The sequence below is a fragment of the Shewanella sp. 10N.286.52.A9 genome (assembly GCF_041468985.1).
GTDB classification, from domain to species: Bacteria; Pseudomonadota; Gammaproteobacteria; order Enterobacterales; family Shewanellaceae; genus Shewanella; species Shewanella japonica.
In genome coordinates this window covers 25,435-50,664 of the sequence record NZ_JBFRJQ010000033.1, presented here as the reverse complement: position 1 = coordinate 50,664, position 25,230 = coordinate 25,435, and the positions used below count along the sequence as shown (strand labels likewise).

The 25,230-nt window shown below is 39.8% G+C and carries 20 protein-coding genes; 10 read left to right on the top strand and 10 right to left on the bottom strand.

Annotated features, from left to right (window positions below; all coding sequences use genetic code 11):
- Positions 1–225 precede the first annotated feature (225 nt).
- Complete coding sequence (locus AB4128_RS19525; protein WP_372038683.1) at positions 226–1,176, top strand: SDR family oxidoreductase; 951 nt, start codon at positions 226–228, stop codon at positions 1,174–1,176.
- A gap of 350 nt (positions 1,177–1,526) precedes the next feature.
- Positions 1,527–1,937 carry a lactoylglutathione lyase gene (gene gloA, locus AB4128_RS19520; protein WP_372038682.1) on the top strand — a complete coding sequence of 137 codons (411 nt, stop codon included), beginning with the start codon at positions 1,527–1,529 and terminating at the stop codon, positions 1,935–1,937.
- A gap of 64 nt (positions 1,938–2,001) precedes the next feature.
- Here the strand turns inward: gloA and AB4128_RS19515 are convergent, their stop codons facing one another.
- The 7 genes from AB4128_RS19515 to AB4128_RS19485 all read right to left on the bottom strand — a co-directional run bounded on the left by AB4128_RS19515 (position 2,002) and on the right by AB4128_RS19485 (position 13,155).
- On the bottom strand, positions 2,002–4,515 hold the full coding sequence (locus AB4128_RS19515) for a TonB-dependent receptor (RefSeq protein WP_282166875.1): 2,514 nt from the start codon (positions 4,513–4,515) through the stop codon (positions 2,002–2,004).
- A gap of 735 nt (positions 4,516–5,250) precedes the next feature.
- The gene (gene ruvB / locus AB4128_RS19510; protein ID WP_055025909.1) at positions 5,251–6,258 is read right to left on the bottom strand and encodes a Holliday junction branch migration DNA helicase RuvB; all 1,008 of its coding nucleotides are present in this window, start codon (positions 6,256–6,258) and stop codon (positions 5,251–5,253) included.
- A gap of 10 nt (positions 6,259–6,268) precedes the next feature.
- Positions 6,269–6,886: a Holliday junction branch migration protein RuvA gene (gene ruvA / locus AB4128_RS19505; protein ID WP_055025908.1), complete on the bottom strand. Its 618-nt coding sequence runs from the start codon at positions 6,884–6,886 to the stop codon at positions 6,269–6,271.
- Entirely contained in the window at positions 6,883–7,404 is a 522-nt protein-coding gene (gene ruvC / locus AB4128_RS19500; protein WP_080915591.1) for a crossover junction endodeoxyribonuclease RuvC, read from the bottom strand. The genes ruvA and ruvC overlap by 4 nt, the downstream gene beginning before the upstream one ends.
- A gap of 23 nt (positions 7,405–7,427) precedes the next feature.
- A complete protein-coding gene (locus AB4128_RS19495) occupies positions 7,428–8,174 on the bottom strand; it encodes a YebC/PmpR family DNA-binding transcriptional regulator (protein WP_055025906.1) in 747 nt (248 codons plus the stop codon).
- Positions 8,175–8,286: 112 nt separating this feature from the next.
- Complete coding sequence (gene aspS, locus AB4128_RS19490) at positions 8,287–10,068, bottom strand: aspartate--tRNA ligase (protein WP_372038681.1); 1,782 nt, start codon at positions 10,066–10,068, stop codon at positions 8,287–8,289.
- A 261-nt stretch (positions 10,069–10,329) separates the two neighbouring features.
- A complete protein-coding gene (locus AB4128_RS19485) occupies positions 10,330–13,155 on the bottom strand; it encodes a diguanylate cyclase domain-containing protein (RefSeq protein WP_372038680.1) in 2,826 nt (941 codons plus the stop codon).
- Positions 13,156–13,447: 292 nt separating this feature from the next.
- On the opposite strand from AB4128_RS19485, the gene cmoA reads away from it, so the two are divergent.
- The 8 genes from cmoA (at position 13,448) to AB4128_RS19445 (ending at position 22,341) form a co-directional block, all read left to right on the top strand.
- A complete protein-coding gene (gene cmoA / locus AB4128_RS19480; RefSeq protein WP_055025903.1) occupies positions 13,448–14,179 on the top strand; it encodes a carboxy-S-adenosyl-L-methionine synthase CmoA in 732 nt (243 codons plus the stop codon).
- Positions 14,176–15,168, top strand: a complete 993-nt coding sequence (gene cmoB / locus AB4128_RS19475) for a tRNA 5-methoxyuridine(34)/uridine 5-oxyacetic acid(34) synthase CmoB (RefSeq protein WP_055025902.1) — start codon at positions 14,176–14,178, stop codon at positions 15,166–15,168. The genes cmoA and cmoB overlap by 4 nt, the downstream gene beginning before the upstream one ends.
- Positions 15,169–15,237: 69 nt before the next feature.
- Positions 15,238–16,002, top strand: coding sequence for an ATP-dependent zinc protease (locus AB4128_RS19470; RefSeq protein ID WP_055025901.1), 765 nt, complete (start codon positions 15,238–15,240; stop codon positions 16,000–16,002).
- A gap of 8 nt (positions 16,003–16,010) precedes the next feature.
- Positions 16,011–17,516, top strand: coding sequence for an inactive transglutaminase family protein (locus AB4128_RS19465; RefSeq protein WP_372038679.1), 1,506 nt, complete (start codon positions 16,011–16,013; stop codon positions 17,514–17,516).
- Positions 17,516–18,472, top strand: a complete 957-nt coding sequence (locus AB4128_RS19460; RefSeq protein ID WP_055025899.1) for an alpha-L-glutamate ligase-like protein — start codon at positions 17,516–17,518, stop codon at positions 18,470–18,472. Before AB4128_RS19465 ends, AB4128_RS19460 begins: the two co-directional genes overlap by 1 nt.
- Positions 18,473–18,476: 4 nt before the next feature.
- Complete coding sequence (locus AB4128_RS19455) at positions 18,477–20,267, top strand: hypothetical protein (RefSeq protein WP_372038678.1); 1,791 nt, start codon at positions 18,477–18,479, stop codon at positions 20,265–20,267.
- The gene (locus tag AB4128_RS19450; RefSeq protein ID WP_372038677.1) at positions 20,245–21,369 is read left to right on the top strand and encodes a DUF3541 domain-containing protein; all 1,125 of its coding nucleotides are present in this window, start codon (positions 20,245–20,247) and stop codon (positions 21,367–21,369) included. Before AB4128_RS19455 ends, AB4128_RS19450 begins: the two co-directional genes overlap by 23 nt.
- A gap of 75 nt (positions 21,370–21,444) precedes the next feature.
- Positions 21,445–22,341, top strand: coding sequence for a LysR family transcriptional regulator (locus AB4128_RS19445; protein ID WP_372038676.1), 897 nt, complete (start codon positions 21,445–21,447; stop codon positions 22,339–22,341).
- 48 nt (positions 22,342–22,389) lie between these two features.
- Here the strand turns inward: AB4128_RS19445 and AB4128_RS19440 are convergent, their stop codons facing one another.
- The 3 genes from AB4128_RS19440 to thiH all read right to left on the bottom strand — a co-directional run bounded on the left by AB4128_RS19440 (position 22,390) and on the right by thiH (position 25,199).
- Positions 22,390–23,637, bottom strand: a complete 1,248-nt coding sequence (locus AB4128_RS19440; protein WP_372038675.1) for a putative metalloprotease CJM1_0395 family protein — start codon at positions 23,635–23,637, stop codon at positions 22,390–22,392.
- Between the two features lie 38 nt (positions 23,638–23,675).
- Positions 23,676–23,960 carry a chemotaxis protein gene (locus tag AB4128_RS19435; protein ID WP_282166865.1) on the bottom strand — a complete coding sequence of 95 codons (285 nt, stop codon included), beginning with the start codon at positions 23,958–23,960 and terminating at the stop codon, positions 23,676–23,678.
- A gap of 129 nt (positions 23,961–24,089) precedes the next feature.
- Positions 24,090–25,199, bottom strand: coding sequence for a 2-iminoacetate synthase ThiH (gene thiH, locus AB4128_RS19430; RefSeq protein WP_192022606.1), 1,110 nt, complete (start codon positions 25,197–25,199; stop codon positions 24,090–24,092).
- Positions 25,200–25,230 lie beyond the last annotated feature (31 nt).

Genomic DNA, 25,230 nt, shown 5'->3' with positions numbered 1-25,230 from the left:
ATGAAGCCATGTTTTGCTTGTTATCATGTAACTCAAAAGTAGCACTGAAAAACAGCCAACTCAACAAGGTGATACAAATAGGCATATTTTAGAGATTATATCGCCTAGTTAGCGTCAAAAGTGAGAGTTATAGTAGTTTCACCAGTTCATTAAATAGACACCTTAATGAACAAGAAACTCATTTTACTATTCACGATGCACACGCCATCGCCTTAGGAGAAACACATGTCACACAACAATCCATTTGGTGCTAAGGGCTGGACACCAACACAGTTAGGTTCACTTTTAGGCAAAACCTATCTCATCACAGGCGCTAATGCAGGAGCAGGATTTCAAGCTTCTAGAATACTATTATCTAAAGGCGCTAAAGTGATAATGCTTAATCGTAACCCAGAAAAATCCTCTTCTGCGATAGCAAAATTAAAGCAAGAATTTAGCTCAGAAGCCGATGTTAGTTTTATCAAACTTGATCTCGCTGAACTTCAATCTGTGCGAGGTGCAGCTAAAATCATCCTTGAAACAGTAACAAACATAGATGCCCTCATTTGTAATGGCGCCATAGCACAGATTGCTAAGCAAGAATTCACTAAAGACGGTTTTGAGAGTCAGTTGGGTGTAAATCATTACGGTCATTTTTTACTGTGCGGCTTACTGTTTAACAAAATTGAAGCATCTAAAGGACGCATTGTGGTTGTTGCAAGTGAAGGATATAAGATGGGGCTTAAAACAATTCAGTTTAATGATATGAATTGGGATAAAAACTACCATCCAAACAAAACTTATTGTCATAGTAAATTAGCGCAGATGATGTTTGCGTATGAATTACAAAACAAAATCGCCGCCGCGAATAAGCATGTTGAGGTATATGTTTGTCACCCTGGTGCGTCAAACACTTCACTGATTAACGAAAAAGTAAACCTGTTTACTCGCGCATCATGGTCGATGATGGTCAAACTTGGCTTAGTTCAAACCGCTGAGCAAGGTGCTTATCCTGAAGTCATGTGCGCAACTGAACAATCCATTGCGCAACGTGCATACTATGGGCCTTCAGGAAGGTGGAATTGGGTTGGCCCTGTTGGCGAGTGTAAGCTTGAATCCTTTGCTACAGATGCATCTGTTTTAAGCAAGCTGTGGACAGTATCAGAACAACAAACTGCTTTCAATTGGGAATTATAACGTTAGTAAACTCTTCACAAAGATTAACACTCACTTGAAATTCAGCCACAAAAAAACCGCGTTAAGCGGTTTTTTTTGGCTACTTGAATAATGCTCTTAAAACATTGAAACAAAGAAAGCACTAAAACAAATTACGATTACCACTGAGGTACCAAGAGCCATTTTTATTTCTGTTGTCATTATCTTGTCTCCAAATGAATATAAATTAATTTTAGCGTGTCTAGACAGTTTTCCTACCTTTTAGAGGTAATTATGTGAACTCAAACAGTAAAATGGTACGCTAAATCAATTTTTTAACAGGCTTAAAATTTGTTACCCTAAACAAAACAACTAACTACAAAGAGTTTATTATGTCGCAATTGCTCCACACCATGATAAGAGTCGGTAATCTTGAACACAGTATTGAGTTTTATACCCAGGTTATGGGGATGACATTACTGAGAAAATCTGAAAATGCCCAATATGAATATACCCTCGCCTTTGTCGGTTTTGGTGAAGAATCTACTGGTCAAGCGGTGATCGAATTAACTTATAATTGGGGCACTGATAGCTATGATTTAGGTAATGGCTTTGGTCACCTTGCTATTGGTGAAGAAGATATTTATGAACGCTGTAAAGCAATTGAAGCTGCTGGCGGAAAAATTACTCGTGCGCCAGGTCCCGTTGCTGGCGGCACAACAGAGATTGCATTTGTTGAAGATCCAGATGGTTATAAAATCGAACTAATTCAAAAGAAAGCGATGAGTGAAGGTTTAGGTTAATTCGTTTCATAAAAAAACCAATAAAAAAGCCAGCATTAGCTGGCTTTTTTGATGTTAAGTTCGATTAGAACTTCATGGTAACACCAGCAAAGTATGTACGACCAATTGTGTCGTAAACCTCTGGTACTGTACCACCGTCACTACCGTTAGACACTCTTGATGGTTCTTCATCAGTTAAGTTTTTAACACCAGCACTTAGCATCCAAGAATCATTGATAAAGTAGCTAGCTGAAATGTTGTGATAAAGCACTGAATCAACTTTAGTACCAGCACTTAAGTCATCCATTTCACCGATATAACGGTTGAAGTACATTACACTCCAATCATCTTGAGCTGCTTTAATACTAAAGTTGTTACGTACTTGAGCGTATGCGCCGAAGTTACCGTCGATAGTATTAGTGTAGTCAATGCCATCTTGTTCAAAGTTCAACAAGTAAGTTGTATCGTTGCTGATTGTCCAATCTAAGTTTAACGCGTCGAAACGGTAAGCTAAGTTGAAATCAATACCACTTGTGTCTTGGTAACCTACGTTAGTTAACGAGTTCGTTAGGTTAGACAAATCACCATTCGGACCAATGTTGAATAGCTCACAAGTTGCTTGGTCGCCTGCAAAACAGTTATTTAAACCATTTTGTGTATCTAAACGTGTGATCGCATTTTTAACTTTAAAGCGCCAATAATCAAGAGTTAACGACATACCGTCTACATAGCTAGGTGAGTAAACTAAACCTGCTGTGTAAGACTCTGACTCTTCTGGTTCTAGATCTTCATCAGACGTATAGTTAACTAGGATTTGCTCATCCTGTTCATTTCCCCATGGATCTTCCAAGTAGTCATATGAACCTGAGTTACCACCGTATAGCTCACTAACACTCGGAGCACGGAAACCGGTCGCAGCTACGGTACGAATCATTAAGTCGTCAGTCGCTTCGTAGGTTAAACCAATTTTCCAAGTTGATGCATTACCGAAAGTAGAGTAATCATCAAAGCGTAATGCGAATTCACCGGTTAGTTTTTCAGTAAACGGTACACTCACTTCTTGGAAGATAGAGATAACATTGTAGTTACCATCTGTTGGGTCTTGCTGTGCAGCCGTACCTTCACCAGCGACGATGATTGGATCAGGATTGTAATAGCCGCTTTCGTAGCGGTATTCAGCACCAATTGCGAAAGCTACTGGGCCTGCGTCTAAGTCAAATAACTCACCATTTAGGCCAGCAGAGAATACATGCTGCTCGTTACCGCCATCTGCTTTTTCAGTGTATGCAACACTGTCTAACAACGCTTGATCAGTCATTGGTTGACCTGTTAACCAAGCATCTTGGTCAGCGTAAATAGCGTCAGCCATTAATGTCGCATTAATTGAGTTTTCTACAGCAGTCTCTGCTTTGTTATTACCATAGGTATACGATACATCCCAGTTCATACCGGTGTTGATATCTAAAGAACCTTCAAGGCCAGCAGAAACTCTCCAAGTATCAGTATCTTGACTGTAAATACGTGGACCAACATCATTCATACGCTTACGGTAGTCGATTTGACCGTCAGCATTAGGAGCCATACCTGCATCAATCATGTCTTGATCAAGTTCAAAACACTTAGTTGGATCATCACCAGCTTCACACACATCTAATGCCAAAATTGCAGGCTGTGCAGCTAGTTGCTGATTAGATTTACGTTTAGTGTAAAGAATATCACCAGTTAAGATGATGTCACTGCCTAGCTCTTGCGTCATATTTGCAAATAAGCTGTAACGTTTGCTTGGTGTTTGATAGAAACTGTCTTGAGTAAAGTCGTAACCTTCTTCACGTTCAACCCAGTTACCATCAGCATCTTTAACCATGCCATCTAGAGAACCATTTGGTGTAGTAGAACTGTTACCTGGATCTGTCCAATCACGATCTGATTGAATAACACCTTTACGCTCAGAGTAAGCAGCACCAAACGTGTAGTTACCTGTATCAGTGTTGAAACCGTATAATGCACTGATTTCGCCGTTTTCACCGTCACTCTTATCAGTCATGCCGCCTTGAACGTCTATTTGGAAACCTTCAAAGTCTTTCTTAGTAATAATGTTAACTACACCAGCAATTGCATCAGAACCATATACTGCTGAAGCGCCATCTTTAAGTATTTCAACTCGTGCAATCATTGCAACTGGAATAGCGTTCAAATCAACAGAGCTATCAGCACCAGAGCCTGAGTTAACCATACGACGGCCGTTAAGCAATACTAGTGTACGTTGTGAGCCCATACCACGAAGGTCGACTTGAGCAACACCGTCAGAACCGTTGTTGGTGCTTGAACCAACTGCAGCACCAGCCATTGACGTTTGAGCCTGAAGTAGCTCATCGACTGTTGTAAAACCTTCTGAACGAATCGCAGCAGCATCAATCACAGTGACTGGAGAAGCAGTTTCCATGTCTTGACGTTGAATACGGGAGCCAGTAACTGCAATTCTTTCTACGTTAGCTGATTCTTCTTCAGCATAAGCACTTACCGATACGGCTGAAGCAGCGGAAACTGAGGCTAATAAAGCCACGTTTATGCTGTTTGATAGTTTTGATCTTTTAATCATTTGTTGCTCCCTGGTGATATCTTTTCTTATTCTGTTTACGCAAATAAATAAATATTTAAAATTGCGTTGGCCTAGATACTGAATAACCAGAGATATTTCGTCAAACCACGAAGTTGTAACTTTTAAGCCATTTTTTGTTAATAAATATGCACTGCGATTGTAATCAAAAATAAGTGATCTACATCCCAAAACACCTTCAATTTAAATAAGCAGGATAAAAAACTATTTTATTGCAAATTATTCAGCATTAATCACTGGTGCCGTGATAACATTTTTAAAACTTACTTCTAATCAAAAGTGTGATCTATATCACACAAATATATTGAACCATGATTGGAGAATCGTTAATTAATTCAGAATTGGTTCAGCTACTGGATAGTTTTACTCAGAAAACGCTGAAAGCACCGCCACAACTAGCATTCAAGGATTATCAAATAATGATGACTATTTCATCAGCATTATTATTAACAATGGAGGGTAATTATTTTGAGTTAGTTGTACTGATTACGAATTGATATATTGGCACAATCAATAAGATATTTTTACATTGGAGATATATACTGCCTAGATATAACAAATTAGCAACAACATACTGAAGGAAAATATTTTTTGAATGAATTTTACACAGTAGCAATTGTTATAAAAATGATAAGAATAACTTTTGAATAGTTATTCACTTTATAAAAACATAAAAAAAGGAAAGCTAATGCTTTCCCTTTTAAAAATGTTAACACTTTATTCTGCAGGTTTTATTATATCAAAGTGTTGATAAGCTCTATCTGTTGCAATACGACCTCTAGGTGTTCGTTGAATAAAGCCTTGTTGAATCAAAAATGGTTCTAATACATCTTCAATTGTTTCTCTGTCCTCACCAATGGCAGCTGCAAGGTTGTCTAAACCAACAGGCCCGCCCATGAACTTATCAATAATGGCTAACAATAACTTTCTGTCTAAATAGTCAAAGCCCTCTAAATCGACATCGAGTAAGTCCAGCGCTTTTTTAGCCACATCTTCAGTAACAAAACCATTATGTTTAACTTCAGCGTAATCTCTAACGCGTCTTAATAAACGATTGGCAATTCGAGGGGTACCTCTAGAGCGTTTGGCTATTTCAAAAGCGCCTGCTTCATCAATCGGTAACTCCATCACCTTGGCAGAGCGAGTCACAATGGTGCACAAATCTTTGACGTTATAAAACTCTAGCCTTAACGGTATACCGAAACGCGCTCTTAATGGCGATGTTAATGCCCCTGCTCTAGTTGTCGCACCAATTAAAGAAAATGGCGGTAAATCCAGTTTAATTGAACGAGCCGCAGGCCCCTCTCCAATCATGATGTCCAATTGATAATCTTCCATTGCTGGGTATAAGATTTCTTCTACAACTGGACTTAATCGATGAATCTCATCAATAAATAACACATCGCCATGCTCAAGATTAGTCAATAAGGCTGCAAGATCCCCGGCTTTTTCCAGTACAGGGCCTGATGTAGATTTGATGTTTACGCCCATTTCATTAGCTACGATCATGGCCAATGTTGTTTTACCTAAACCTGGAGGGCCGAAAATCAACATATGATCCAGTGCTTCTTCACGTTTCAGTGCAGCCTCAATAAATACTTTAAGCTGTGCACGAGTGTCATCTTGCCCTGTGTAATCATCGAGCATTTTCGGCCGCATAGCACGGTCAATATGCACTTCTTGCTCAAACTCTTGTGGCTGAATTAAACGATCCGCTTCTATCATTGTTGCCTCTTTATAGCATTGACTTTAATGCAGCCTTAATCAGGACTTCGCTGCTCATACCGTCAGTGTATGCACTTAATACAGCTTTACTCGCTTGCGCAGGTTTATAGCCTAGAGAAACAAGTGCAGCAATGGCATCTTCTTCTGCATTGTTTTCAACAGCTGCTGGCTTATAGTTACTCTGTAAAGCAAACTCACGCTCAGAACCAACTGAGGCCTCTAGTAAGCTTTTAAGCTTATCTCGCATCTCAACCACTAAACGCTCTGCCGTTTTTTTACCGACTCCAGGTAACTTAACTAAAGTGACTATATCATCTCGTTCGACACAATTAACAAACTCAGCCGCCGTCATACCAGACAATATTGTTAAGGCGAGTTTAGGACCAACACCGTTAGTTTTAATTAATAACCTAAATAACGCCCGCTCTTGCTTAGTTATAAAACCATATAAAAGCTGTGCATCTTCACGCACCACAAAGTGGGTGAATAACATTGCTTGTTGATTTAACTCAGGGAGCTCATAGAAACTGGTCATAGGTACCTGTAACTCATAACCTACACCATTTACATCCAACACGATTTCCGGTGCTTGTTTCTCAACAACCAACCCACTTAATCTTCCTATCATTTATAACGTCCGTATGTTCGGCTTTGGGCTTTACCGCCCATTGCAATTAAACTTTGAAAAGTATGATGATGGCAAACGGCAACACCCAATGCATCTGCGGCATCTGCTTGCGGGGCAGCTGGCAATTTGAAAATTTGTTGGATCATGTGCTGAACTTGCTCTTTTTGGGCGCGTCCAGTACCAACAACTGCACTTTTGATCTGAGTTGCACTGTATTCAGCAACGGGTAAGTTGGCATTCATAGCAGCAACAATTGCCACTCCTCTCGCCTGACCGAGTTTGAGTGCTGAATCGGCATTTTTAGCCATAAACACACGTTCAATGGCAAATTGATCTGGCTGATACTGTTTAATGATTTCTGTTATACCATCAAAAACTTGCTTGAGTCTTGTGGGTAAATCATCGGCAGAAGTTCGAATACAGCCACTACCAAGATAGCGTTGTTGGCGACCTTGGCATTGAATAACACCGTAACCTGTGATCCTAGAGCCTGGGTCAATGCCCAATATAATTGTCATGGTTTACCCATTGCTTGAGCGTATTAACCCAAGGTCTCCATTACTTCATCTGAAATTTCAGCATTATGATATACCTCTTGAACATCATCATGATCTTCAAGGTTATCAATTAAGCGCATAAATTTAGCAGCTGTATCAGCATCTAATTCAGCTTTAGTTCCTGCAATCATTGTCACTTCAGCATTAATCGCTTCAAAGCCTGCTGCATCTAATGCATCTTTTACCACACCAAAAGCATCCGGCGTAGTCATGACATCAAATGCGCCATTGTCATGGGTGATAACATCTTCGGCACCCGCTTCTAATGCAGCATCCATCAATTCATCTTCGTCGATATTTGCATCATAAGAAATAACACCGGACTTAGTAAACATATAAGCAACTGAACCATCAGTACCTAAGTTACCACCCGATTTACTGAACGCATTACGCACACCTGATACGGTTCGGTTTTTATTATCAGTCATGGTTTCAACCATCACTGCAGTACCGCCAGGTCCATAACCTTCATAAATGATGGTATCGAGTTGTTGTCCATCCAGCTCACCAGCCCCACGTTTAACAGCACGCTCGACTGTATCACGGGTCATGTTATTGGATAAGGCTTTATCAATCGCGGCACGCAGTCTCGGGTTTGCATCAGGATCTGAACCACCTTCACGTGCCGATACTGTTAACTCTCGGATAAATTTACTGAAAAGTTTTCCTCGTTTTGCATCTTGCGCTGCTTTACGATGTTTAATGTTGTCCCATTTACTGTGACCTGCCATTACGACTCCTTCAGTTATTTTGTTCTATATAAAAACAGACCGAGGCAATTGCCTCGGTTTGTCATTTAATGCTTGATGTCGACATACAAAAAAATCGACTTAATCATTAAGCTTACTCTTCAGCAGCAGGTTTCTCTTGAGGAATGACACTCACACCTAACTCAACCAGTTGTTGTGGATTGGCAAATCCTGGAGCATTGGTTAGTGGACATGCTGCCGTTGTTGTTTTAGGGAATGCCATCACATCACGAATTGAGCTTGCTCCGGTCATCAACATAATAATGCGATCTAAACCAAAGGCTAAACCAGCATGTGGTGGTGTACCGTAACGTAACGCTTCTAATAAGAAGCCAAACTTCTCGTTTGCTTCTTCGTCTGAAATACCTAAGATGCGGAATACTGCACTTTGCATTTCTGCATTGTGGATACGGACTGAACCGCCACCTAATTCGCAACCATTAAGTACCATGTCATAAGCATCAGAAACAGTACCAGCTGGATCGGATTCTAATTGCTCAGGCGAAACACCACGTGGTGCGGTAAATGGATGGTGAACAGCATGGAAGCCACCATTTATTTTTTCGAACATAGGGAAATCGACAACCCATAATGGACGCCATTCACCTTCTAACAACTCAAAGTCTTCGCCGGCTTTAAGACGTAATGCGCCCATGGCTTCAGCAACTACGTTAGCTTTATCTGCACCAAATAAAATAATGTCACCAGTTTGTCCATTAGTGCGAGCGATAATTTCATTAACGATGTCTTCGTTCAAGAATTTAAGCACAGGCGATTGGATACCTTCCATCCCAGCACTTAAATCATTGATTTTCATCCACGCTAAACCTTTAGCGCCGTAAATGCCGACATATTTAGTGTAGTTATCAATCTGTTTACGAGACAGTGATGCACCTGTCGGAATACGTAATGCTGCTACACGGCCTTCTTCATCATTTGCTGGACCACTGAATACTGCAAATTCAACGTCTTTTAATACGTCAGCGACGTCCACTAATTCAAGCGGGTTACGTAAATCAGGCTTATCTGAACCATATCGTGTCATTGCTTCTGCATATGACATTCTTGGAAATTCACCCAAATCCACATTCAGTAAATCGTTAAATAAACCGCGAACCATTTCTTCCGTTTTTGCCATCACTTGCTCAGATGACATGAATGACGTTTCGATATCAATTTGAGTAAATTCAGGCTGACGATCAGCACGTAAATCTTCATCACGAAAACATTTTACGATTTGGTAATATCTATCAAAGCCCGACATCATTAACAATTGCTTAAACAATTGTGGAGACTGAGGCAAAGCAAAGAACTGACCTTTATAAGTACGACTTGGTACTAAATAATCACGCGCACCTTCAGGTGTGGCTTTGGTTAATATTGGTGTTTCAATATCTAAAAAGCCACTGTCATCTAAAAAGCGACGAACAGCGCTAGTCACTTTTGAGCGGAAAACCAAACGTTCAGCCATTTCTGGGCGACGTAAATCTAGGTAGCGATATTTTAAGCGTTGTTCTTCACTATTGTTTTGGTGATTATCCATGCTCAGCGGTAATGGCGCTGAAGTATTGATAATGGTTAGGTCTTTACCTAATACTTCAATTTCCCCAGTTTTCATCTGCGCATTGATTTGGCTATCAGGACGCGCACGTACTATGCCTTTAACTTGCACACAGAATTCACCGCGTAGACTGCTGGCCACCTTGAACACATCTTCTAAGTCAGGATCGTATACAACCTGAACAATCCCTTCTCTGTCACGAAGGTCTAAAAATATAACACCGCCTAAATCACGGCTACGGTTAACCCAACCGACTAAGGTGACTTCTTGACCAAGATGAGACTTATTGACGTCTCCACAATAATGACTGCGCATTTAACTCTACCCTTTATTCGGAAATAGGTGTCTAAAAGAATGTATTTTTGCATTATATTAAAATAATGCTGGCAACTATAGCACTTATAATACGCCAATTTAGCGTTTAATAAATGAGTGCGTAATTTTTGCTAGGAAGTATCAATCAGTTTACTGCAATTGGCTAGAGTTTAGGAAAAACTTAGCAGCATAAGCGTGCAAAAAAGCAGCAAACAATAATGTTTTGGCTGCTTTTGGCCATTTTTGAGCCAATGGCAACGATTAGCTGTGTTTATCACCACCCTGCTTTTTCACTGTATACATTTTTTTATCAGCGAACTGTAACAATGAAATCGGGTCATCACCATCATCTGGATAAACGGCGATGCCAATACTTGCAGATGCGGTTAACGAAATCTCTCCCACCTTAATTGGCTCACTGAGCACGTTTAAAATGTTGTCGGCGACTTTGGCTGCACATTGAGCACTTTCAATTTTATTAAGTAAGATAACGAACTCATCACCGCCAAATCGCGACACGGTATCCGACTTTCTCACCACCGTCTTAAGCAAGTCAGCAATGCCTATCAATAGCGCATCACCAATATGATGACCATATTGATCGTTCACCATTTTAAATTTATCTAAATCGATAAATAACAACGCAAATTTCACCTGCTCTCGGTGATGGCTATTGATTGCGCAAGCCAAACGGTCATCTAATAATCCTCTATTAGGTAACTTGGTCACAGGATCATGTTCTGCAATAAATTTTATTTTCTTTTCGGCATTCTTGCGGCGAGAAATCTCAAGTTTAAGGCGCTTATTACCTAAGAACACAACAAACGTAATCACACTGATAATCAGTAAACCAAATAGCACAATGTTGAACCACTTTTGGTACTTGTCAGCTTCTGACCGTAAATCGACTGCGACCCAGTCTTGGTATAATTGCTGCTGTTTAGTTTCATCAATGGTTTCAATTGCTCGATTTAATATCGGTACCAGTTCTTTTAATTTTGGATAGACACCAATGTGACTTTTTTGCTCAGTTAAATCAGCAACCAAGGCCATTTTCAAATCAGGAAAGCCCCCTTCATTAAGGGCGTAAGCCAGTGTAACAACCTGTTCAATGAACAAGTCTACGTGACCCGAAGACACTGCATTCAAGCCACTTTTCGTGCTTTCTACTTGCACAATTTCAAGGCCTGGAAATTGCTGCCTTAAAATATTTATCACATTGTAATCTTTAACCACAGCAATGCGCTTACCATTATATTGGCTTAGGTTAAACAATGGTTGCTGGGTTAACGTAGTAGCAATTGCCCAAGGTGACGGCCAATAGCCCTCAGTGAATTCAAGGTTTGGCTCACGATGGCTATTTTTAGCCATACTCCCAACAAGGTGAATTTTCCCCATTTTTAAATCTTGATTGAGCATGCTCCAGTTCTGATACGCAACTGGAATAATGTCGATACCAAGCTGATGAGTAATAATGTTGACGACATCTTTATTAATACCAGAAAATTCACCTAGTTCATTTTGATATTCCATTGGAGCCCATTCGGTTAAGTAACCTAACTTAATGGCACCTAGTGAAGCTAAGTATTGCTTTTCCTTATTACTGATATAGATTTTTTTATCAATAGTAGAAAACGTCCTATCAGCTTTATTGAGTAGCCATTTTTGCTCTATTTTCGCCATTTCATACTGACTAATCAGCTTAAAACCATTGGCAATTCGCTCTGCAAGCTCAACATCTTCTAGATTTGTGAGGTTATAAATATTGGTATCAAAGTCTACGGCATTAAACTGATAAAACTCAGACCAAGATTTATGGTTAAGTAAATAGTGTGAGGTATACGCGCTCGATGCAACGAATCCAACAATATCGCCGTCGCGACTGGCCTTTATTAATTGGTCGATTGAGTCGTAATAACGAATTTGCGCATTAGGAACTAATTTTCTTAATTCGATGATGTAAGGCGATGTCGCAAATAAACCGATACGCTTTCCATCAACTTCGCTAATGTCTTTTATTTCTTTTTCATAGCTAAAAAATCGACTTTTTACAGAATAGATATGATTAGCCCTATTAAGCCCCGTATTGATTTGATCGCTTTCCGGGTAGCCAATATGCACATCAGCATGACCTTGCTTAATCAACTCGATGCTGCCGTTCATATCACTTGGAATAAAATCAATGGCAATGCCTGTTTTTTCAGACCATAAACGCCAAAGATCAACAAACAAACCATGGGGTAAACCATCTAAACCAATATCAACGAAAGGTTCGACATTCATCTGCATCGCAATGACAACACCACTTGATTCACGACGATAACCAAACCAACGCTTTTCAATTTCATCAACTAACTGCGTGGGTATTTGCTCAAAACCTTGATTAATCGCAGGTAACCAAGCTGCATTTTTTATCTTTACTGCAGGAGACAAATCAATTTCTTTGATCAGTAATCTTGATGAAATATGAAAGTTATTAGCTAATTCAAAATTGATTGGAATACCATTGTAATAACCCTGTATAGCAGCAAAAGCATATAACTCACCTGCTACCACAGCATCATATAGCGCTTGTTTGGTTTTAAAATATTTAAAGGTTAATTTAGGTTCTATGGCTAATAAATCGGCTTCGTGAGAAGTGCCTTCAATGATGCCAATTTTAAAAGGCTTAATTTCAGAAATGGATTTTTTATTTGCGATATCTTTATGCAGGTATAAATAGGAATGAAGTGACGAAACGTTATCAGCGTAGGAGAATTGTCGCAGTCGCTCTTCTGTCACCGCCATACCAATATGTAAATCAACATCTTCATCAGTTAAGGCTTGTAAAGACTGATGCCATTGCATGGGTTTAAATGTCACTTTGGTACCTGTGACTATTGACCACTCGCGCCATAAATCGACCATGACCCCTGCAGCGTTACCTTTAGCGTCGACAAATTGATAAGGATAAGCATCCTCACTCATAGATAATGTCATACTACTTGGTAGCGATTCAGCAACAGAAGAAGTGCCTTCATTGGCTGAAACGAAGAAGAAAAAAGGGATAACCAGTACTATTACTAATAATGTTCTAATTAACTTCAAGCGCATTCCTTTGTAAATTGTCCCAACTCTACAATGATTTATAATGAGGTTTACCACTTTATCAGTGATTCCCTTCTGTAAAAAATTTATTAAGAACTTCTGCTAACAATGTAAAAGTTTTTACATTTATGTTCATCATACCGATTTATATCGACCATTTGACCTCTTACATTAAAAAATTATGCAAAATTAGCTAAATAAATAAAAAAATACAAAAAATACCAATAGGATACTTGCTGCTATTTGCTAGGATTAGCTAAAATGAAATTACGATTTTTTCAAGTTACTGCAGATGAATTCTCAACAAGACACAATTTATGCTTCCGCTAGCGAACAAATATCAGATTTTCAGTTTGATAATCGTGTAGCAGGTGTTTTTAACGACATGATCCGTCGCTCTGTTCCTGGTTATACCCAAATCATTAGCACCATAGGTGATTTTGCTAATCGTTACGTAACACCAAAATCTAACGTTTACGATTTAGGAAGTTCGTTAGGTTCAGCTACGCTAAGTATTCGTCGTCAAATTGAGCAGCGTCAATGCCGTATCATTGCCGTTGATAATAGCGAATCAATGGTGTCTCGTTGCCAAGAGAATCTATCAGCCTACGTTAGCGATACCGAAGTCGAATTAATTTGTGGTGATATAAGAGACATCGAAATATCAAACGCATCAATGGTGGTGCTTAACTTTACATTACAGTTTTTACCTGTAACGGATAGAGACGCAATCATCGCCAAAATTTATCAAGGACTATTGCCTGGTGGTATATTAGTCATATCAGAAAAATTACGCTTTGAAGATGCTACTATTCAGACATTACTGGATGAGCAACACTTAGACTTTAAACGTGCTAATGGATATAGCGAATTAGAAATTAGCCAAAAGCGCAGTGCATTAGAAAATGTCATGCGCCCTGATAGCTTATCTATGCATCAACAGCGTTTTGCCGATAATGGTTTTAGCCATTCGACAGTGTGGTTTCAATGTTTTAACTTTGCATCTATGGTGGCAATAAAGTGATTAGTTTTAGTTCTTTTTATCAGCAAATAGCAGACTCGAATCTTCAACATTGGTTAGAAGAACTTCCAGCAATATTAGGTAAATGGCAGCGTGAACATAAACACGGCAATTTACCTAAATGGGAAAAAGTACTCAATAAGCTACATTACCCAGCGCCAACTACAATAGACCTCTTCAATGGTGTACAAATTGGAGATGGCTCGCAATTAACTACGGGACAAGCTGAAAAGCTAAAGAATTTACTCGGATTATTTCAACCTTGGCGTAAAGGACCATTTCAAATCCATGGTATCGACATTGACACTGAATGGCGAAGTGATTGGAAATGGGACCGAGTAAAAGAACATATTTCACCACTTGAAAACCGTACGGTTTTAGATGTGGGTTGTGGCAGTGGTTACCATATGTGGCGAATGCTTGGTGCTGGTGCTAAACGTGTGGTTGGTATTGACCCTTCACCACTATTTTTATGCCAGTTTGAAGCTGTTAAACGCCTAGCAGGTAATGAACACCCTGTTCATTTATTACCACTAGGAATTGAAGAGTTACCTCCACTCGACGCCTTTGATACCGTGTTTTCAATGGGAGTCCTTTACCACCGCCGTTCACCGATAGATCACTTGCTTCAATTACGCGACCAATTAAGAATGGGTGGCGAACTTGTGCTTGAAACGTTAGTCATAGATGGTGATGAAAATGCCGTTCTCGTACCGGAAGATAGATATGGCAAGATGAATAACGTGTGGTTTTTACCCTCTGTAGATGCACTCATGCTATGGTTAAAGAAATGCGACTTTACCGATATTAGATGTGTAGACGTAGATATTACATCCATGGCAGAACAACGTTCTACGCAGTGGATGAAGAATGAATCTTTAGTGGATTATCTTGACCCTAATGATGTGAGCTTAACAGTAGAGGGTTACCCTGCTCCTAAAAGAGCCACAATCATAGCAATAAAAAATCAACCCAATCATGATTTAGTCTAACCTTACACTGGTTAGTAATAACAAATAGTAAAAATAATAAATTCAGATGTATTAATAACAGGAATTGTCATGTTAAAGCAGGTAATCGTTTTATCAATCACCGCTACTTTAATGGCCGGTTGTGCAAGTAAAGACAAAATCACGCCAGTTGGAAGTGATGAGTTAAATGCAAATTTAGCTTCGTCTCAAACTGCCATCATTGAAGCCATTAATGCACAATGCGCCCACTCTACCGCCGAGATGCAAAGCTTAAGCGCTGAAGTAAACGATCTAAAATTACAGATTACCGATGCACTAGCAAAACAATCTAAAAAAATGAATGATGATGCAGCTGCACTTGCACAGCTCAGTGAAGCTCCGCAATGTCCTGAATCTGCAGTGTCTGACAAAATCATGCTTGGTGAAGTTGAACATGTTTATGTCGATGAACTTAAGGCGTCATTTGAAACACGTATTGATACCGGTGCTGAGTCTTCATCATTAGATGCCAGAAATATCGTTCTTTTTGAGCGAAACGGTGTTCAGTGGGTTCGTTTTGATGTAATGACCAATGGAAAAGATCAACCAGGTAATACATTCGAGCATAAAGTTGAGCGATTTGTACGTATTAAACAGGATGCAGATGCGCCAGACGATAGACGCCCAGTAATCCATGCTCATCTAAAAATTGGCAAATATGCAGCTGAAACAGATTTAAACTTAACCGACCGAAGCCACCTTGAATATCCATTACTGCTTGGTCGTAAGTTTATGAAAGACATTGCAGTTGTTGATGTCGGCCAAATTTATATTCACGGTAAAAAACCGCAACAAGCAGCGACTAACAGCCAATAGGACTTAAAATGCATTCTCGTAAACCGTTTTTTATCTTTGTCGCCCTACTTTTTATATTTGGCATTAGTACCAGTATTTATCGAAGTGTTGAGCATAACGTACCGTTTTTTCCGGGCAAACAAGTTCAAAGCTGGTCAGTTGAAGCCAAAGTGATGTTCAATGGCACAGACAAACCTGCTGAAGCATCTTTGTCTTTACCACAAGATCCCGCATTTGACGTGCTTGCTGAAAATGCCACATCTGCAGGTTATGGCTTAAACATCTCTGAAGGTGAAGATCGCCGTGCCGTGTGGTCAATACGTGAAGCTTCAGGCCGCCAATCTCTGTACTACCGCGTCACATTAGTGCCTACGGGTCAGTTATCAGTCGATGCAGAAGAAGAACCTGTGACTCCTGAACCATACCTTTGGCAAGTTACAGAGCGCGGTGCAGCTGAACAAATTATCAATGATGTATGGGAACGAAGCGCCAGTAATCTGTCTTACGCGCAGCAGCTTATGTCTGTGATTAATGACAGTAATCAATCTCAAAATCTCGCCCTATTGTTATCGGTAAACACTCGTACCCAACTATTTTTACATATGATGCAATCTAAAGGGGTTCCTGCTAAACAAGTTAGTGGCTTAATGCTTGAAGATCAGCGTCGTCGTCAACAATTAAATCCCTATGTTCAAGTCTACCAAGATGGTGAGTGGGTATTATTTGACGTTGAAAATAATAAACAAGGCCGTCCTGAAAACTTGGTTCTTTGGCAGCACAATGGCTTATCAGTACTCGATGTAACTGGGGGGAGTAATTCACAAGTTAACTTCTCAATGTTACAAGAGACTCGCTCAGCCTTAGCGACCTCTATCGATATGATGATGAATACCGATAGCTTAGACTTCTCTTTGTATCAATTACCACTTGAAGAGCAAAGCACCTTTAAGGGCATTCTATTAATTCCTATTGGTGTGTTAGTCGTCGTATTCTTGCGCGTCATTATCGGGATTAAAACGTCTGGTACGTTTATGCCAGTATTAATCGCCCTCGCCTTTATACAAACTACATTATTGACTGGTCTAATCGGCTTCTTGCTAATTGTGGCGTTTGGTTTGATGATTCGTTCTTACTTATCGCAGCTCAACTTACTGCTAATATCCCGAATATCGGCCGTCATCATTGTGGTCATTTTCATCATTGGCTTATTTACCCTTATCTCTTATAAGGTTGGGCTTAGTGAAGGATTAACTATTACCTTCTTCCCGATGATTATTCTTGCTTGGACGATTGAAAGAATGTCGATTTTATGGGAAGAAGAAGGCCCTAAATCAGTCATGATGGCAGGTGGCGGCAGTCTATTTGTCGCAACCTTAGCTTATTTGGCAATGAGTAACACGCTAATCCAACATTGGGTATTTAACTTCTTAGGTATTCACTTAGTGATTTTAGCCTTAGTTCTTGTGATGGGACAATACACAGGATATCGCTTAACAGAGCTTAAACGCTTTAAGCCTTTGGCTGGAGATAATTAATGAACTTTGCTTGGCCTTGGGAGTTACGCCGAAATGGCGTGTTAAACATGAATAAGCGCAATATCGATTATATTGGCAAATATAATCCACGTAAGTTTTACAAGCGTGTTGATGATAAATTGATTACAAAGCAGCTTGCGCTAGCTAACGATATTGCGGTGCCTGACTTAATTGGTGTTGTTGAAGAACAACATAAAATTAATGAAATCCCACAAATGGTTTTAGGACGAAGTGGCTTTGTTATCAAACCCGCTAAAGGATCTGGTGGTAAAGGGATTTTAGTTATTACCCATGTAGAAAATGGACGTTACTACAAACCTAATGGTGATGAAGTTACCCCTAATGAAGTCTACCGTCATGTATCAAACATATTGAGTGGCTTATTCTCCTTAGGCGGTAAGCCAGATGTCGGTATTGTTGAAGGCTTAATTCAATTTGATCCGGTTTTTGACGGTTTCAGTTATGAAGGCGTTCCAGATATTCGGTTGATTATTTTCAAAGGCTATCCCGTCATGGGAATGCTTCGATGTTCTACTGCAGCCTCAGACGGCAAAGCTAATTTGCACCAAGGCGCAGTTGGCGTTGGTTTAGATATCGCGACAGGTAAGAGCCTGCATGCTGTACAGTTCGATAAACCAGTGCTTAAACACCCAGACACCAACTTTGAATTATCAAAAATTCAAGTACCCAATTGGGACACACTGTTACATACCGCATCAAGCGCTTATGAGATGTGTGAACTGGGTTACTTAGGTACCGATATGGTATTAGATAAAGAACGTGGGCCTTTATTACTTGAGCTCAATGCACGTCCCGGACTTGCTATTCAAACAGCAAATGGAAAAGGGATTGTAGGAAGACTTAAACATGTCGAAGGTCTAAAAGGACCGACGTTATCAGTGGAAGAACGCGTCGCTTATGCAAAAGAACACTTTTGTAGTAATCCTAGTTTTTAGTCTTATGGCAACTGCTCCGGCAGTTGCCAGTCCTTTAAACCTCTTCATTCAGCAATGTTTGCAATTTCAGCCAACATTATCTCAGCTTGATACTCAAGCCAGTGCTTCAACTCAAGCTGTTCAATTTGAGCAGCTCACCCTTGGCTTTAATAACATCAATGATAGGTTAAATTACTATCGTGACTTAGCCCAAGATAATCAACGTGAAAGCATCTTAATGTGTCAGCTACATCTTGCTGATGAATTACAAGCCATGCTCAATTCTCCTAACTTAACGAAGTTGATCAGTAAGCTTGATAATGATGAGCCTACCTACGCCAAATTATCGTTAAGACTGGCCACATTAAAAGCCACACAGTTAGATATTAACCTCAAGTCGCAACTCCATAATGCGCAAGCAACAATTAGGCGAAACTTACAAAGCCAACATCTCTCAATGGTATTTAATCAATCTGGCTGTGAATTACCTCAACCAATTAACTCAGCGACAGCGGAAATCAAGTCAAAAGAAACGCTCGACATGAGTAACGTAGAAACTAACGAAAGAAATAAGCAAGATTTTGATATCAGTTTAGCAAAATACCTTATTTTACAACCTGATGAACAATGCAGAAAAAGTGCTTGGATTGCTTACCAAACAAGAGCGAAAGAAAAAAATAAAACGCCACTTGCTGCAATTAAAACAATTAAAATGGCATCTAATGCCGCTAAGCCATCAATTTACTCAGCGCAATATTACGACAGCAATTTAACCTCTGCACAAATCACAAGATTTTTAGATTCTCAAACAAACAACATCAATGTAGCTCCATGGAATATTGGTCAGCATCTCGCAACGCTGCCTCATCAAGCATATCAAGGCACAACGTCAGCGTTAACGTTAATCGAACAAAGCATGGACGTGCTAAGTGATTTTGGAGTTACATTCGACGTAATTAAGCCTTATGCTCATAAGCTCGATAATAATCTACCCTCGCAACAAACTAATAATTTAAACCTTACCGGTACAGATAAAGATACTGATACTGATACTGAAAATCTCACGTTAAATGCAAATCAAAATACGACCATACGTGTTTGGCATGACAAACGTTTATTAGGCGAGTTATTTATCCACCCTGGCGAGAAAACAGCGACCCACACCATACGTTACCCTGTGATCGGGCATCAATTTGCGCAGGTTAGCATCAGTTATCGAGAAAAAATCAAAAATAGAAGACAAGCATTAAACGTCATTGACGCGATAGCGCAAGCTATATCGGGACTTGCTAGAGGCAGTCAATTTTACTTAAACAATAAATTTGGCGCTTCAGCGGACTACCATCAACTTGGTCAGCATTGGTTAAGCCAATATATACAACTGCGCGTCCCACACTTGCAAGCCTCGGCGCGTGAGCAAGCTGCTAGCGTTTATCAGCAGCAATTAAGAGTGTTTAGAAGTCAGTTAATAATGCAGTTCTATTCAACACCTCATTTAGACACAGCAAGTTTACACAACAGTTTTTATAATAGTTTTAATTCACACTGGTATGAAGCGGCAGATTTAACCTATAGTTTTAACGGCATTGCTAACGAAGGCATCGAGTATTATTTACCGCTATGGTATCAAGCACTTGTTAATGTCATTATTCACTCTCGTAAATCGTCAGTAACAGCGCGTCAAGTTTTTGAAATTTTTATTGTTAATGAAGATAATTTAATTCTCAGCGAGCAATTGGCCATTATACTAGCGCCACCCACTGATATTTCATCCATCATCAGGAGAACCATAAATGACGGCAATTCGAAAGATTAAATCATTTGCTTGTTTAGCTAGTTTTTCTTTGTTACTCACCTCTGGTGCAAGTTTCGCTAAAACTGGTGAATCCAACGATCACCAGCTCACACATGAACAAGTACGAAGTGCAATTCAAGTGAACCTAGAACAAAACATGTATTCTTTGCCGCCAAGAATTCAAGGGCATTATGGTTTAAGAATGTATCGAATGACAGGTGATGAGAAGTATTCTAATGCTGCATTAATTGATCTTATTACCATTACTGAGCGCCAAAACTTCTTTGCTTGTAACCTAGATAAACCTAATTTTATCAATGAACAAAGCCAACAAGCAATTAGCGTGTTAGGTAAAGGCCCTCGTGCTAAAGCTCGTAAAAAAGCACTAGCTCCCTTCCCTGAATTCATTTTCTACAGTGATATTTTATTACGTTATGCAAGTAGAACTGATGAATTAGGCTTTATGGGACCTTGTCATCAGCAAATGGTTAAGGCAGTAAAATCATACGATTTAGCGCCAGCATTAACTGATCCTGCAATGATAAAAGCATGGGCAGCACAACTGGTAAACTATGTATATTGGGCTAAACAGCTTAGTGTTGGCGATTATGTCGCAGAATATAAAAAAGCGTTTATAGAGACTTACCCAAATGAGCAGGATTCTGAATTAGATAAAAAGCAATTTAGAAACAAACTCTACGGTATGACGCACTTTATTTTTGCTGCAAGCGGCTATTATCAACAAGAAGTGAGTCAAAAAGAATTCCAATGGATTTTAGACTATTTCGATAGCAATATTGAACGAATTTTAACTGACGCCACTGACGATATTATTGCCGAAGTAGGAATTAGTTTCTTACTTACAGGCCAGAGAGATCATCCTGTGGTGAAGAAAACTCAAGATCACATAACCTCTTCGTTTAATCCTGAGTATCAGCTTATTCCATCACCAAGAGGAAATCCTGATATGGTCATGGGAGAACATCGAAATGTGCTAGCAATGATGTTATTAGATTGGCCAAAGACGCTGCATAAAGGCCCATACTTAGCAAATATCAAAGCAACTCAAAAGTATTTGCCAGTGCAAGTCACTTCAAAAGAGAAGATTAAACCAAACAAGTAAGCTTAACTTGTTATATGGCGCGTTATACAACGCGCCATTTTTATATAAAATAGTTAAATATAAATAGAGAAAAAAATGAGTAGAGCTAAATCCACCCTAGAACAATGGCGAATAATACAATCAGTTGTGGATTACGGTGGATACGCGCAAGCAGCTGAAAAACTGAATAAAAGTCAATCTTCACTTAATCATGCAGTCGCTAAATTACAATCACAGCTCGGTATTCAGTTACTTGAAGTTAAAGGCAGAAAAGCCTACCTAACTGAGCAAGGCGAAGTATTACTAAGACGCTCCCGTCATTTAACTCAAACTGTGGATGATTTAGAGTTACTTGCCAGTAATTTAGGACAAGGTTGGGAGCCAAATTTAACCATTGCTCGAGAACTCATCTATCCGATGCACTATTTAGTCGGTGCATTGCAAGCCTTCTTACCACATAGTCGAGGCACTCGAGTCACTATTATCGATTCTGTCATTTCTGGTACTCATGAGTTAATTACGCAACAACAAGCAGATATCGCTATTTGTGGTGTCCCCCCGAAAGGCTTTATTGCAGAATCTATCTGTGAATCAGAAATGATATTAGTATGCGCTCCTGAACACGCATTAGCACAACAATCAGTGATTAATGACGATCAAGAATTAGCGCAACATTTGCAAATCGTTATTAAAGATACTGCGAAAGAAAAAACCATCGAGACAGGTTGGCTCAAGTCAGAACAACGCTGGACGGTAACTAATTTTCATGAGGCCATTACCATTTTAAAAAATGGGTTGGGATTTTGTTGGTTACCCGCTTATTTAGTCAGTGAAGATATTGCTAATAAGTCACTACATAGATTGTCATTAATCGGCAGCTCAAGTCGGAAAATCCAACTTTCACTGGTTGTACCCAACCGCGATAGACAAGGTCCTGCTAGCCAATTATTGGAATCGCTGATTCTACAACAGCATGGGCTTACTCGACTTTAGGCTTTTATTAAATAGACGATAACGCTGTAGCATATTGCAGATAATTGATTAAACAGCGATATCAATGGCTGATAAACGTGTATTGGTTTCACGTTCTGATTGAGGGGCTGGTTGAAAGTTTGATTGATCAGACAATGTGGAATTAAGCTGTTCAAGCTCTAGTCCACTATTGAGGCTGTCACCATCAACATTGTTAAAAATCTGACCTAAGTCATTAATATGTTGAGTTTCCTCTGTCGACATTACTTTTTCTTGTCGCTCGACTATAAGCTCTTTTTTAGCTTCATTTAATTTTCGAGTCGCTTCTGCAGCGACTTGTAAATCTGCTGATGAAGGCTGAACGGGTGCCATTGCTGCAGCGTAAACTTTCTGCATCTTAGTAACCGTAGCTTGAGCATCCCCTTCTATCACGCCGACATCAATGTTTACCTTACCTTCTACTGCATAACGCTTACCATCCGGACCTTTTTCGTAGGTATATTCAGGAGAGTTAGCATAATTGCCACCGACTGCAGCATGAGCTTGTTCGTGAGTTTTAACTTCAAGATCTCTTGCTGCAAGTGCCTTGATAATTGCTTCATCTTTTTGTTGTTGAACCTTTTCCTGATCAGCTTGTTCTTTTTGTGCCTGCTCTACTTGGTCTTGCTTTTCTAATTTATCTTTCTCTACAGATTGTTCTTGTTCAGTCGGCTCTTGCTGGCTAGAACTTGTGACTGCTTGTTCTGAGTTCACAGATTGAGAAGTGTCAGCATTAGGATTAATGATGGGATCCTGTTCCGTTGATTTCTCATTCTTTAGCATGACAGTAGCGGCTTGATTGATATCACTCGCTCCCATTAGCCCCGCAACATTGACCGCACCGGTTTTTAAATTGTAGGTCGCGCTACTTTCTGATGAAGTTTGAGAAATAGCAGTCTGTGATGAGGCCCCCGTAGGAATTATCGTTTGAAATGCTAGCTTATCAGCATGGCTGGCACCGTCCATCTGACGAATTTGAGAAGGTGATATTTCAGACGCATGTAACGCTGTAGGTTCACTCTTACTTGACGTCACTAGTGCAGTCTTTGAGGGTGCGACTAGTGTTGATGGTGCAATAAACGTTGGCGTTGTTGGACTTGATGCTTGGATTGTTGATTGAGTTAATACTTGAGCAGATTGACTTGAAGCTTGAGTTGAAACCAGGCTTGATGAGGTCGAGGTCTTTTCGGAATTTGAAACTGCCGTTAACGGCGTTACAGCATTCCTAGCTATAGCTGATTGGCTATATTGAGTGACAGTTTGTGCAGTTTGAATCATTTTAGGATTCAAACTGTGGCTAACCGCATTAATCATAATCAAACAGATAAATCGATAATTGTGCCAACATTTTCATTGGCGACATTAATGACCTCTGCAGATGCTTGACCATGATTAACCGCTTGTTGAGCATCAATTAGTGCTGACACTTTATCTGACGAATTTGATTGACTGCTCAAGCTAACTGTATCTTCAGCTAAATAGGCCGAAGATGAAGTTTGAACCGGTTCTGGTTTAGCCACTGTGGTGGTTGCCTGAGCAAGATCATTCTGAGCCCCTTGAAGGCCTTGAACACCTGAACTCATTGCTGAAGGTATTTGCATACTCGTTGCCCCTAATTTGTAGACAATCAAACTAACAACAATTATCAAACAAAATATGCAATTTGTACAGTGAGAGCGAGCTTCAATTTTCTTCCCTTGCACAAAGAATATTGTTTATCAATCTACCTTCTAGCACCAAGCTTTTTCCCAATCTTTCCAAACGGGGTTTAAGCCTATAGTACGCATAGTATTTGCCATTTCACTGGCGCTACGCTCATCACTTATTTCAAACTGATCCAATTGTGTATTAGGGTTTTGATACCCGCCAGGCTCTGTTGAGCTCCCTGCACTGATATTGGTGACGCCAAGCGGCAGTAAATTGTTCCTAAAGCTGGGTTCTTCACGTGTTGACAAGCTAATCTCAAGTTGTGCATTGAATAATCTGAATGCACAAATCATTTGCACTAAGCCTTTATCGGTTAACTCAACTTTCGGGGTCACACCACCAGTACAAGGTCTTAATCTTGGTAGAGAAATACTATAACGAGAACGCCAGAAGCGACGTTCTAAATACAATAGATGATACCCCATTAATAGTGCATCTAAACGCCAATCATCCAAACCAAGTAATACGCCGAGACCAATTTTATCAACGCCAGCACTAGCTACACGCTCAGGTGTCGTTAACCGATAGACGAAGTCTTGTTTTTTACCACGCGTATGATGCTTAGCATAGGTTGTGGGTTGATACGTTTCTTGATAGACCATAACAGCATCTAAGCCTAATGCTACAAGCGCTTGATACTCTTCTGTTTTTAATGGCTGCACTTCAATAGCAACATAGCTAAAATGTTGCTTAACTATTGGTAAAACATGGCTAAAATAGTCAATTCCTACTTTGGTTTCGTGCTCACCTGACACCAATAAGATTGAATCAAAACCACGTTGTTTAATGATCGAAATTTCTGCTATTAACTCATCATCAGACAATGTTTTTCTTTTCAATTTATTACTCATTGAAAAGCCGCAATAATCACATTCGTTAGCACATAAATTAGATAGATATAGAGGTAAGTACATACCAATATTGGCACCAAAGCGTTGTCTTGTTATCTGATATGCTTGCTGCGCCATTTGCTCTAAATATGCAGATGCCGCTGGTGATAACAGTGCCATTAAGTGGTCGATATCACGCTGCGGGGCGGCAAGTGCACGCTCAACATCATTAGCTGTGCAGGAATATAACTGCATGGACAACTTATCGAGGTCTAATTGTTTAAAATAATCACTAAAACTCATCGTTTCATCCTGATAGAAAATCTACCGTCCA